Source organism: Streptomyces sp. NPDC085481, assembly GCF_044541845.1.
GTDB lineage: Bacteria > Actinomycetota > Actinomycetes > Streptomycetales > Streptomycetaceae > Streptomyces.
This window is the reverse complement of record NZ_JBITTJ010000013.1, coordinates 245687-258425: the sequence shown is the minus strand read 5'-3', so window position 1 is coordinate 258425 and position 12739 is coordinate 245687. Positions and strand designations below refer to the sequence as shown.

Sequence of the window (12739 nt, the reverse complement as noted above, 5' to 3'; positions counted from 1 at the left end):
CTCCCTGCGCCGATACGACACCCCCCGCCATTCTCGTGTTCGCGCTACTCAGGGGTGGGAGAACACGCAGGCCATGCGGGTGCCGGGGTTGCTGCTCATGCCGACGATCGCGCCGCCGTCGGCCCGGTTCGCCCGGGCGTGCGCGCCGGCGTAGCCCTCGGAGGTGAGGAAGACGCCGAGGGCCGCGATCCAGTCGTGGGCACGGTCGCCCGCCGGGTCGTGGACCGGTTCGGCGCGCGGCACCACCCGTTCCTGGGCCAGATAGCCGCGGTCGGCGGCGACGGCCAGGGCCGCGCGCCACTCGGCGTCGTCGCACTCCCAGCCGACGAAGGTGTCCATGCCGCCGTGCCCGGCGCCGGGCTTCAGGATCAGCTGTTCCCGGCGCTCCCGGCACTCGTCCAGCAGCCCGCGGGCCGGTGCCCGCAGGCTACGGCTCCAGGGCAGGACCCGGTCGACGAGCGCGCGCTCCTCGGCGTCGAAGGCGGCGGCCCAGCGGGGGTCGGAGAGGAGGGCGAGGGCGTTCTTGTGGGCGTACAGACCGCTCTCCAGGGACGTGAACAGCACGGTCCTGTCGGTCCGGTGGGCGCGGAGGAGGTGCTCCGCCACATCCGGCCCCGCCGGATCACCGAGCAGCTGGCTCGCCCCGAAGTTGCGCAGCACGAGGTCGAGCGGGGCGCCGTCCAGGGTCAGCTTTCCGTCGGTCCCGGCACGCACCTGGTCGATCTCGCCGATCAGCAGCTCCAGACCCTGCTCCGCCATGGCCTCCTGGAACGCCCGCATGAGCGTCCCGTACGGGCCGATGCCGCCGTTGCCCTCGATCAGCCCGATCACCGGCTCGGCCCCGCCGCCCGCGAGCGCCGGCCGGGCCCGCTCGCGCAGATCGGCCGCGAGCCGCGCCGCCGTGTCCACGAAGCGCAGCCGGTACTCGGTGGCGAACGCGGCGAACTCGGCGACCCGCAACAGCCTCGCGTTGCACACGGCCATGTCCATGCCGCCCACCTCGCTGCCCAGGTTGAACTCGAGCAGCTTGTACGACGTGCCGTCGTGGTAGGCGTCGGCGCGGCCCAGCTTCGCCGGACGCCCCGCCGCCCCGCGCCGCAGCAGCTCCAGGTGACGCGGCGCGACCCCGATCCCTTCCCCGTACCGCACGAGGTCGCCGTCGAACAGCCGCGCCGGCAGCGAGACCAGCAGCTCGAACAGGCCCTCCAGGTCCCGTGCGAACGCGGCCATTTCATCCTCCCCGACGAACCAGGGGCGCGGCAGCAGGTGCTTGCGCCAGGCCGCCTCGAAGGCGTCCGGCAACCCGGCGCGCGCGACGGCCTCGCGCAGCCCGCCGTCTCCGGTGAGGCACGCGTCCACATAGGTCCGGCTCAGCAGCGTCATGCGCCCAGTCGACCACGCCGGCCCGAGGCGCCGGTACCCCCGGCGCACCGGACCGGTCGGCGGTGAACCGGCACGGCGCGGCCCGAGCGGGCCGCGCCGTGCGGGGCACAGGGACGGGCGAGGTTCAGGAACCCCAGGCCTCGAACTCGTAGATCCTGGCCGCCGGGTCCGTCGTCTGCGTCGGCTTGGTGATCACCAGGCGGACGTAGCGGGCCGTCACGCTCACCGGGTGGGTGGTGGTGGCCGCCGTGTTGCCGGTGACCGTCGCGGCCGTGGTCCAGGGCGCGGTGGCGCTCGCGCGGACCTCGACCGTGAAGTCGCGCGTGTTCCAGCTCGCGCTCTCGCCGCCCGCCGCCGCGTGCTTCACCACGAAGCGGTCGAGGGTGCGGGAGGCCCCCAGGTCCACCTCCAGCCACTTGGCCGTGGTGGTCGTGCACCACTTGTCGCTGTTGCCGCCGGTCACGCTGCCGTTGACGGCCTTGGCCGCCGTCTCCGAGGCGTTGCACTGCCCGGACGCCGTCGCGGGCCGGTTGAGCGCCAGGTTGGCGTCGGTCGTCCCGGACCAGGTGACCGCGGTGCTCGCGGCGGGGGAGCGGCCGAACTCGGTGGAGACCGCCTCGATGTCGAGCGTCGTCGTCGTCTCCGTACCGGCCCGGTCCAGCTTCGGCACGAAGTAGCTGTCGTTGGGGGTGGCGCCCAGGAAGGTGCGGCTGCCGTCCGCGTTGCGGCGGTACACCTCGTAGTGGTGCACGGAACCGGAGGCCGAGGGCGTCCACGCGAGCCGCAGGGACCTGCTCGTGGTGCCGGTGTCCGTCGTGCCGAGGACGGTCGGCGCGGTCGGGGCCGCCGGGGCGTCCACCGTCCCGTCGTACACGGCGAGTTGGCCCACCTTGATGTCGTACGAGGGGGCCGTGCCCGTGGTCTGGAGGCCGAGCTGCGCGAGGGTGCGGCCGGCGTACGCGGACAGGTCGAGCGTCCTGCGCTCCCAGCCCGCGGTCGTGGTGGAGCCGAGGTCGAGCGTGGTGAACGTGGTGGGGGAGTCCGTGAAGGAGACGGCCGCCTTCAGCCGGGTCGGCCCGGCCGCCGGGGTCTTCACCACCACGGAGAGCTTGGTGTCGGCCGCGACCGGCAGCCGTGACTGGTACAGCCGTACGGTGTTCACCGCGTCGAGCGTGCCGGTGAGGCGGAGGGCGGAGCCGCCCTCGTAGGCGTCGGTGAAGTCGATCGACGGCTTCAGCTTCGTCCCCGCGGACTGCACGAGCCAGCGGTAGGTGGGCGGCACGTCCTGGAGGGACAGGTTGTTCCAGCCGCCGGTGGACACGCGGACGCCGCCGGAGTGGTAGAAGTCGCCCTGGCCCGCGTCGAAGGAGGTGACGAAGGGCTTGGCGGTGACGGGCGAGGACTCCGGGACGTACTGCGCGAGGCCCTTCCACGCCGAGCTGGTCGTGGTGTTCGACGGGTCGCCGTTGGCGCCGTCCCAGTACCTGGCTTCACGGGCGTAGGAGTCGGCCCGGTCGGTGGAGGAGTTGTGGGTCCACTCGGGGCGGTAGAGTCCGAGCGAGGCGGTGTGCGGTCGGCCGTCCGGGAAGACCGCGCTCCACGGGGCGCTCGTGTTGTAGCCGTTCGCCTCGGTGTCGACGCCCGCGAACAGCTCGTACTCGCTGCGGCCGAGGTTGCGGGCCAGGGTCCGCGAGGAGTCGAGGGCGGTGGCGCCCCAGCCGAAGTCGAGGAACATCGAGTCACTCGTGCGCTGCGAACCTTCTTGCAGGAAGGCGTCGTTGGCGCTGGTGAGCGCGTCCTGCCAGCTCACCGATCCCGACTCGGTCATCGCGTCGTACCACATGAACTCGAGCGGGCCGAGCGAGCGCGCGTAGCGCAGGGTGTTGCGCATCTCGGTCGCGAGGGCGGCGTCGCCGCCGGCCGTCTCCTGGTTGATGAACCAGCCGTCGAAGCCGTAGTGCTGCGCGACCTGGGCGAGCTTGTCGGCGACGGGATAGCGGCTGCCGGACTTCTGCGTGAAGTCGCGGACCCACTGGATCTGGCCGCCGTAGGCGGTGGGCGGGAAGAAGACCGTGCCGTACACCTTGACGCCGTTGCGGTGGGCGGCGTCGATCACGGTGGGGTTCGGCGCGAGGATCAGCCCCTCGCCGGCCGAACCGCCCCAGAACACCAGCTTGTCGAGGTACTGCCAGTGCCCGAACGCGTAGTAGCGGGGGTCGAGCGAGCCTTGGGAGGGATTGTTCGAGGTCGGTGCGAACGACACCAGGGAGACGACCTTGCCCTCGCCCGGGCGGGCGTTGGCGTTGGCCTTGAGGGCAGGGTCCGAGACCCGCTGCTGAAGGGGCACGCGGGAGCGGTTGAAGCGGGCGTCGGGGTCGGTGGCCGGGTCCCAGTTCAGGATCGTGTTCGGGTACCAGTACGAGGCGTACGGCTGGTCGCCGGTCGCGGTCGCCGCCGTGCGCGGGGCCTCGGGCCGCGCGGGCGCCGCCGACGCGCTCTGTGCGGCGCCGAGGCCCAGTGAGGCCACGGACAGCGCGGCGGCCAGAACGAGGTGCAGGGGTCGTCTCATCGAAGCTCCGGTCCAGCTGAGGGGGTGGGGGCTGGTGGTGCCGGTGGCGCGATGGTGCGAAGGCCGAAGCTAAACGGCTTTAGCGGGCACGGTCAAGAGGGCGACGCCGTGCTCTCGCGGACCGTGAGCCGCGGCGTCGGGTTCCTGACGTCGCTCGCCGAGGACGGGTCGTCGATCAGCGCGAGCAGCGCCGTCGCGACCTGCTCGCCGAGGGCGAAGGTGTCGCGTGAGAGGGCCGTGAGAGAGGGGTGGACGATGCGGGTGAGGGCCGAGTCGTCGAAGGACACGATCGACAGCTCGCCGGGCACCGGCACCCCCATCTCGGTCGCGACGCCGAGCCCCGCCACCGCCATGACGTCGCTGTCGTACACGAGCGCCGTCGGCCGCTGACCCCCCGGCCTGGCGAGCAGGGTGCGGGTGGCGGCCGCGCCCTCCGCGTCGCTGAAGTCGGTCGGCACGGAGACCGCGTCGGCCATGCCGAGCCGTCGCGCCGCGTCCCGCAGGGCGCGGATCCGGCGCTGGGTGTGCTGGAAGGAGGGCAGCCCGGCGAGGTGCGCGATGCGGCGGTGGCCGAGGGCCGCCAGGTACTCGACGATCGAGGTCATCGCCTCCCGGTCGTCGGCCCAGACGGCCGGGAGCCGCCCGTGCCGGCCGGGGCCGCCGAGCACGACCGCCGGCACCTCCAGCTCCTCCAGGACCGGGATGCGCGGGTCGCGCACCTGGAGGTCGACCAGGAAGAAGCCGTCCACCCGGTGCTCGGAGGTCCACCGCCGGTAGACCTCGATCTCGGCCGCCGTGTCCTCGACCACGAGCAGCTGGAGCGCCGTGCCCCGCCCCGACAGGGCGGCCTGGAGCCCGGAGAGCAGGTGGCTGAAGAAGGGCTCCAGGCCGATCGTCCGCGCGGGCCGGGCGAGCACGAGCCCGACGGCTCCCGCCCGCGCCCCGCCGAGGGCGCGCGCGGCGCTGTGCGGGCGCCAGTTCATCCGCTCGGCGACCCGCAGGATCCGGTCACGGGTCGCCTCGCTCACTCCCGGCCGCCCGTTGAGCGCGAAGGAGACCGCGCCCTTGGAGACGCCTGCCTCCCTGGCGATGTCGGCGATGGTCGGTCTGGCCACCGGACGCCCTCCCTGATCAGCCGTTCCCGTACGCCGTTTCGCGTGCGCTCTTGACACCGGAGTGTAGCCGCGAGCACAGTCCCCTTCGCTAGAGCGGTTTAGTCAGCGCAAGGTCCGAGCACATTCCGAGCAACGTCCGAGCAAGGAGACACCCTCGTGCGAGTCATACGTAGAAGCCGGTGGGCGCGGTGGACGGCCGTGGCGGTGGCGGCGGTGACCCTCGCCGGCTGCGGCCTCGGCGGCGCCGAGGACTCCGGCGGCCCCGGTCCGGAGGTCTCCGGCGGCGAGGTGAAGGGCAAGGTCTCCCTCCAGACGTGGGCCCTCAAGCCGAAGTTCACCGCCTACATGGAGGGCGTGATCGCCGGCTTCGAGAAGAAGCACCCGGGCGTCGAGGTCGAATGGCTCGACCAGCCCGGCGAGGGCTACTCGGAGAAGGTCCTCAGCCAGTCCGCCGGCGGAACCCTCCCCGACGTCGTCAACCTGCCCCCGGACTTCGCCCTGCCGCTGGTGAAGCGGAACCTGCTGCTCGACGTCGCCACGTCCGACCCCGCCGCCGGCACCGACTACGTCAAGGGCGGCCTCGACGCCTACCGCTTCCCCGGTCACGACGGCACCTACGGCTACCCCTGGTACCTCAACACCGACGTCAACTACTGGAACGGCGAACTCCTCGCGAAGTACGGCCTCGACCCGGAGAAGCCCCCGGCCTCGCTCGACGAGCTGGTCGCCGCCGCCCGTACCGTCAAGGCGAAGTCAGGCGGCCAGACGTACCTGATGAGCCGCAAGCCCAACCTCATGGACCTCGCCAACGCCGGCGTCCCCATCATGTCGGCGGACGGGAAGACCTTCACGTTCAACACCCCCGAGGCCGCCGCCGTCCTCGACACCTACCGCGCCGCCTTCAAGGAGGGCCTGCTGCCCAAGGACGTCCTCACCGAGACGTACGCGGGCAACACCAAGCTCTTCAGCTCCGGCACCGCCGCCTGGACCACCGCGGGCGCCAACTACATCACCAGCCTCGCGACCGACAACCCGACCCTCGCCCCCAAGGTGGTCCCCTCGGCTGCCATGGGCACCCCGCCGCTGTACGTCCAGGGACTGTCCATCCCCAAGTCCACCAAGAACCCGACCGCGGCGCTCGCCCTCGCCCGCTGGGTCACCAACGCCGCCAACCAGGCCGCGTTCGCCCGCGAGACGAGCATCTTCCCGTCCACCACGGCCTCCGCCGCCGATCCCTTCTTCAGCAAGAGCGACGGCACCAACGCCGGCGACGCCAAGGTCACCGCCTTCCGCTCGCTCGCCTCCGCCCGTGTCCTCGAACCCGTACAGGCCAACGACGCGATCAAGACCGTCGTCAACCAGCAGATCGCCCTCGCCATCAGCGGCCAGGCGAGCTCCAAGGAAGCCCTCGACACCGCGGTCGACCGTGCCGACCAGCTCCTGAAGGACTGAGCTCCATGACCCACCGGCGCTGGTTCACCCCCTGGCTGCTCGCCGGTCCCGCCCTGGTCTGGCTCGCCGTCTTCAACCTGTGGCCCGCGGTCAACACGGTGATCCTGTCCTTCACCAACGCCAAACCGCTCGGCGGAGGACACTTCACCGGCCTGGACAACTACCAACGCGCGCTCGACGACGACCAGTTGACAGCAGCACTGTTCAACAGCGTCCTCTACCTCGTCGTCTGCCTGCCCCTGCTCACCCTGCTGCCGCTGCTGCTCGCCCTCCTCGTGGAGCGGAAGCTGCCCGGCGTCACCTTCTTCCGCACCGCGTTCTACACCCCGGTCGTCGCCTCCGCCGTCGTCGTCGGCCTCGTCTGGGGCTGGGTCCTCGACGACCGCGGGCTGCTCAACGGGATGCTCCACCAGCTCGGCCTCGCCGACCGGCCCGTCTCCTTCCTCACCGACCGCTGGCTGCTGCTCCTCAGCGCGATCGGCCTCACGGTGTGGAAGGGGCTCGGCTACTACATGGTCATCTACCTGTCCGCGCTCGGGAACGTCGGCCGCGAACTCCACGAGGCGGCCGCCGTCGACGGCGCTTCCGCCGTCCGCAGGTTCTGGCACGTCACCCTGCCCGGCGTACGCCCGGCGATGCTCCTGATCTCCGTCCTCATCTCGGTCTCCGCCCTGCGGATCTTCTCCGAGCTGTACGTGCTGTCCAACGGCACCGGCGGACCCGGCGGACGCGACATGTCGGTCGTCATGCTCATCCAGATGTACAGCCGCGGCTTCACCGGGCACATCGGCTACGCCTCCGCCCTCAGCGTGCTGCTCTTCGTCCTCACCGTCGGCCCGATGCTCTTCCTGGCCCGGCTCAACCGGAAGGCGGCCTGACGCATGACCCTGAGCCGCACCCCGACCGCCGGCGAGAAGACGGTGCGCTACCTGCTTCTCGTCCTCGTCCTGCTCCTCACCATCGGCCCGTTCCTCTGGCAGCTGTCCACCTCGCTCAAGGGGCCGGGCGAGGACGTCTACTCCCGCACCCCCCGCTTCCTGCCCGAGGACCTCACCCTCGCCAACTACGGCCAGGTCGCCGACACCATCCCGGTGTGGACGTACGCGGCCAACTCGCTGATCGTGGCCGGGATCGCCGTCCTCGGCAACGTCGTCGGCGCCACCCTCGCCGGATACGCCCTGGCCCGGCTCCGCTTCCGGGGCGCCCGGCTCGCCCTCGGGCTCTTCGTCGCCACCCTGGTGCTGCCCGGCGAGGTCACGATCGTCTCCCAGTACGTGACGGTCCGCAGCCTCGGCCTGACCGACACCCTCCTCGGCGTCGCCCTGCCCGGGGCGATCGCCATGCTCAACGTGCTCCTGATGTACACCGCCTTCCGTGCCGTGCCGGCCGAACTCGACGCCGCCGCCCTCGTGGACGGCGCCAACGCGTGGCAGCGGCTCGTGCACGTGGGGCTGCCCAACGTACGGGGCATGCTGAGCGTCGTCGTGATCTTCACCTTCATCGGCGCCTGGGACGACTTCCTGTGGCCGCTGATCGTGCTCAACGACCCGGGCCGCTACACCCTCACCGTCGGACTCCAGTACCTCGACGGCACGTTCAGCGCCAACCCCCGGCTGATAGCGGCCGGCACCATGATCGCCTTCCTGCCGATCGTCGCCGTGTTCGCGGCACTCCAGCGGTTCTTCTTCAGGGGCGTGGAGGAAGGCGCGATCAAGGGATGACCCGACGAGACCCACGCACGCTCCACCACCTCTCCTTCACGAAGGAATCGCACCGCGCATGACGATTCGTCAGCACCGCTCCGGTCCGCGCTTCGGCGTCAACTACACCCCCAGCCAGGGCTGGTTCCACCACTGGCTCGACTTCGACCTCGACGCCGTACGCGCCGACCTCGACTCCATCGCCGCCCTCGGCCTCGACCACATCCGCGCCTTCCCGCTCTGGCCCCTCTTCCAGCCCAACCGCACGCTGATCCGCCCCCGAGCCGTCGAACAGCTCGGCCGACTCGTCGACACGGCAGCGGAGTTCGGCCTCGACGTCGCCGTGGACGGCCTGCAGGGCCACCTCTCCAGCTTCGACTTCCTGCCCTCCTGGACCCAGACCTGGCACCGGCGCAACCTCTTCACCGACCCCGACGTCGTCGACGGGCAGGGCACCTATCTGCGCACCCTCGCCGCCGCCCTCGCCGACCGGCCGAACTTCCTCGGCATGACCATCGGCAACGAGATCAACCAGTTCTCCGGCGACCCCCACCCCGACCCCGACCGCATCACCCCCGCACAGGCCGAGACCTGGCTGCGCCGCATGCTCGCCGCCTGCGAGGAGGGCGCCCCCGGCCGCCTGCACCTGCACGCCGAGTACGACGCCGCCTGGTACCTGGACGACCACCCCTTCACCCCCGCCCACGCCGCCCGCCTCGGCGGGATCACGGCCGTCCACTCCTGGGTCTTCAACGGCACGGCGCAGCGCTACGGCCCCGACTCCGTGGCGGTCGGCGAGCACGCCGCGTACCTGATCGAGCTCGCCAAGGCCTGGGCCGACGACCCCCGGCGCCCCGTCTGGCTCCAGGAGGTCGGTGCCCCCGCCCCGCACGTGCCGGCCGAGCGCGCCGCGGAATTCACCCGGACGACCGTCGCCGCCGCGCTCGACTGCCCCGATCTGTGGGGTATCACGTGGTGGTGCTCCCACGACGTCGACCGCGCGCTCGCCGACTTCCCCGAACTGGAATACAGCCTCGGTCTGTTGACCACCGACCGCCGGGTCAAACCGGCCGGCCGGGCGCTCGCGGACGCCGTCGCCGAGGCACGCACCGCGCACTCTCCCGCACCGGCCCGCGGCACTGCCCTCGTCCTCGACCTCGCGGACGACGGGTCCAAGCGCTCGGAGTGCGGCCCCGGCGGGCGGTACTTCGAGGCGTTCATGCGGCTCGCCGGGGCCGGTGCCCGCCCGGCCGTGGTCCTCGCGGCCCGGGCCGACGACCCGGCGTACCTCGCCGCGCGCGGCATCACCGAGCTGGTCACCGTCGACGAGCCCGGCGCCCCCGGCCCGGCTCGCAACTCCGGCGCCCCGCAGAGCTGACCCGCCCACGCGCCCTGGCGCCCCCGGGCCCGACCGTCCTCCCGTACCTCCCGTCCTCCGGAGTGTTCCGCATGCATGACGACCGCAGCCTCGTCGAGTCCCGGCTCAAGCGCGTCCTCGACGAACGCATCCGCCCCGCCGTGTACCCCGACTCCGTCCCCCTCCAGGTGGGCATCTGGACCGCGCCCGGCGAACCCGTCCCGGTCGCCGAGGGCCTGGCCGCCCCCCGGAGCCCGATCGCCGTCGGCGACGCCTGGGGCGCCCCCTGGGGTACGAGCTGGCTCACCGTCTCCGGCACGGTGCCCGAGGAGTGGGCCGGCCGCACCGTCGAGGCGCTCCTCGACCTCGGCTTCGACGCCAACATGCCCGGCTTCCAGTGCGAGGGCCTGGTCTACCGCTCCGACGGCACCCCGGTGAAGGGCCTGAACCCGCGCAACCAGTGGGTGCGGATCGCGGCCCCCGCGGCCGGCGGCGAGGAGGTGCTGCTGCACGTCGAGGCCGCTTCCAACCCGGTCATCCTCGACTACCACCCCTTCCTGCCCACCGAGCTCGGCGACAAGGACACCGCCGGCGACCGGCCGCAGTACCGGCTCGCCCGGATGGACCTCGCCGTCTTCGACGAGACCGTCTGGCAGCTCGTCGTCGACCTGGAGGTGCTCGGCGAGCTCATGGCCGAACTGCCCGTCGAGGGAGCCCGCCGCTGGGACATCCTGCGCGCCGTCGAGCGGGCCCTCGACGCGATCGACCTCCAGGACGTGAACGCGACCGCCGCCGCGGCCCGCGCGGAGCTCACCGCCGTCCTCGCCTCGCCCGCCGAACCCTCCGCCCACCGCATCAGCGCCGTCGGCCACGCCCACATCGACTCGGCCTGGCTGTGGCCGCTGCGGGAGACGGTACGCAAGGTCGCGCGGACCACCGCCAACATGACCGCGCTCCTGGAGGACGAGCCCGACTTCGTCTACACGATGTCGCAGGCCCAGCAGTACGCGTGGATCAAGGAGCACCGGCCCGAGGTGTACGCCCGGGTCAAGAAGGCGGTCGCCGAGGGCCGGTTCGTCCCGGCCGGCGGCATGTGGGTCGAGTCCGACACCAACATGCCCTCCTCCGAGGCGATGGCCCGTCAGTTCGTCCACGGCAAGCGCTTCTTCATGGACGAGTTCGGCGTCGAGAACCAGGAGGCCTGGCTGCCCGACACCTTCGGCTTCGCCGGCGGACTCCCGCAGATCATCAAGGAGGCCGGCTCGAAGTGGCTGCTGACCCAGAAGATCTCCTGGAGCCAGGTCAACTCCTTCCCGCACCACACCTTCTGGTGGGAGGGCATCGACGGCACCCGGATCTTCACCCACTTCCCGCCGGTCGACACGTACAACTGCTCCATGCAGGGCAAGGAGATCGCCCACGCCGTACGGAACTTCAAGGACAAGGGCCGCGCCCGGCACTCCATCGCCCCCACCGGCTGGGGTGACGGAGGCGGCGGCACCACCCGGGAGATGATCGCGAAGGCCGCCCGGCTGCGCGACCTGGAGGGTTCGGCCCGCGTCGCCTGGGAGCGGCCCGCCGAGTTCTTCGCCAAGGCCCAGGCCGAGTACCCGGAACCACCGGTGTGGGTCGGTGAGTTGTACCTGGAGCTGCACCGGGCGACCCTCACCAGTCAGGCGCGGACCAAGCAGGGCAACCGGGCGAGCGAGAACCTGCTCCGGGAGGCCGAGCTGTGGGCCGCCACCGCCGCCGTACGCGCCGGACTCCCTTACGCATACGAGGAGTTGGACCGCATCTGGAAGACGGTGCTGCTGCACCAGTTCCACGACATCCTGCCCGGCTCCTCCATCGCCTGGGTGCACCGCGAGGCGGAACGCACCTACGCCGCCGTCGCCGGGGAACTGACCGCGATCGTCGACCGGGCCCAGCGCGCCCTGGCCGGCCCGGCCGCGGACACCGGCACCGACGTGGTCTTCAACAGTGCCCCGCACCCGCGTGCCGGCGTCCCCGCGGGCGGCGCCCGCCGCGCCCCCGCCCTGTCCGCCGCCCCCGGCCGCTGTACCGTCGGGCCCCGCACCGAGGGCGGTTTCGTCCTCGACAACGGCCTGCTCCGGGTCGCCGTGGACGGCGCCGGACTCGTCGTCTCCGCCGTCGACCTCGACACGGGACGCGAGACCATCGCCCCCGGCGCGGCCGCGAACCTCCTCCAGCTCCACCCCGACTTCCCGAACATGTGGGACGCCTGGGACGTCGACCGCTTCTACCGCAACACCGTGACCGACCTGACCGGGCTCGACGAACTGACCATCGCCGCCGACACCCCGGAGACGGCCGCCGTCCGCGTGACCCGGTCCTTCGGCTCCTCCCGGGCCGTCCAGACCCTCACCCTGACCGCCGGCGCCAAGCGCCTCGACCTCGACACCGAGGTGGACTGGCACGAGACCGAGAAGTTCCTGAAGGCCGCCTACCCGCTCGACCTGCACACCGACCGGTACGCGGCGGAGACCCAGTTCGGCCATCTGCACCGCCCGACCCACACCAACACCAGCTGGGAGGCGGCCAAGTTCGAGGCCTGCAACCACAAGTTCGTCCACTTCGAGGAGCCCGGCTGGGGCGTCGCCCTCGTCACCGCTTCGACGTACGGCCACGACGTCACCCGTACCGTACGGCCCGCCGACCGCGGCACCACGACCACCGTACGGGTCTCCCTGCTGCGCGCCCCGCGCTTCCCCGACCCGCAGACCGACCAGGGCGTGCACCGCTTCCGGCACGCCCTCGTCCCGGGCGCCGGCATCGGCGACGCCGTCCGCGAGGGCTACGCGATCAACCTGCCCGAGCGGCGGGTGCCGGGCGACGCCGACGTCGCACCGCTGGCGACGGTGGGCGACGAGGAGGTCGTCGTCAGCGCGGTCAAACTGGCCGACGACCGCAGCGGCGACGTGGTGGTCAGGATCTACGAATCGCGGGGCGGGCGCGCCCGCACCCGGCTGTCGGCCGGCTTCGCCCTGGCCGGCGCCCGGGTCTGCGACCTCCTGGAGCGGCCCCGGGAAGGGGAGGAGGTACGGGTGGAGGGCGACGAGGTGATGATCGAGCTGCGCCCGTTCCAGCTGCTCACGCTGCGGCTGAGCCGAGCCTGAGCCGGGCCTGGGCCGGGCCGGAGCCG

Annotated in this window: 8 protein-coding genes; 5 read left to right on the top strand and 3 right to left on the bottom strand. The window is 72.2% G+C overall.

Features of this window, described 5'->3' with window-relative positions:
• Positions 1-48: 48 nt before the first annotated feature.
• The 3 genes from ACIGEZ_RS26140 to ACIGEZ_RS26130 form a co-directional block, all read right to left on the bottom strand.
• Entirely contained in the window at positions 49-1383 is a 1335-nt protein-coding gene (locus ACIGEZ_RS26140) for a hypothetical protein (RefSeq protein WP_399835212.1), read from the bottom strand.
• A 124-nt stretch (positions 1384-1507) separates the two neighbouring features.
• Positions 1508-3952 (bottom strand): discoidin domain-containing protein, encoded by a 2445-nt coding sequence (locus tag ACIGEZ_RS26135; protein ID WP_399835209.1) that lies wholly within the window; start codon positions 3950-3952, stop codon positions 1508-1510.
• A gap of 92 nt (positions 3953-4044) precedes the next feature.
• Positions 4045-5067, bottom strand: coding sequence for a LacI family DNA-binding transcriptional regulator (locus ACIGEZ_RS26130; RefSeq protein WP_399835206.1), 1023 nt, complete (start codon positions 5065-5067; stop codon positions 4045-4047).
• Positions 5068-5223: 156 nt separating this feature from the next.
• On the opposite strand from ACIGEZ_RS26130, the gene ACIGEZ_RS26125 reads away from it, so the two are divergent.
• The 5 genes from ACIGEZ_RS26125 (at position 5224) to ACIGEZ_RS26105 (ending at position 12713) form a co-directional block, all read left to right on the top strand.
• Positions 5224-6519, top strand: a complete 1296-nt coding sequence (locus ACIGEZ_RS26125; RefSeq protein ID WP_399835203.1) for an ABC transporter substrate-binding protein — start codon at positions 5224-5226, stop codon at positions 6517-6519.
• Between the two features lie 5 nt (positions 6520-6524).
• Complete coding sequence (locus ACIGEZ_RS26120) at positions 6525-7397, top strand: carbohydrate ABC transporter permease (RefSeq protein ID WP_399835199.1); 873 nt, start codon at positions 6525-6527, stop codon at positions 7395-7397.
• Between the two features lie 3 nt (positions 7398-7400).
• Positions 7401-8240: a carbohydrate ABC transporter permease gene (locus tag ACIGEZ_RS26115; RefSeq protein ID WP_399835196.1), complete on the top strand. Its 840-nt coding sequence runs from the start codon at positions 7401-7403 to the stop codon at positions 8238-8240.
• Between the two features lie 58 nt (positions 8241-8298).
• The gene (locus ACIGEZ_RS26110; protein WP_399835193.1) at positions 8299-9597 is read left to right on the top strand and encodes a glycosyl hydrolase; all 1299 of its coding nucleotides are present in this window, start codon (positions 8299-8301) and stop codon (positions 9595-9597) included.
• 71 nt (positions 9598-9668) lie between these two features.
• The gene (locus ACIGEZ_RS26105; RefSeq protein WP_399835190.1) at positions 9669-12713 is read left to right on the top strand and encodes an alpha-mannosidase; all 3045 of its coding nucleotides are present in this window, start codon (positions 9669-9671) and stop codon (positions 12711-12713) included.
• The last annotated feature ends 26 nt before the right edge of the window (positions 12714-12739 follow it).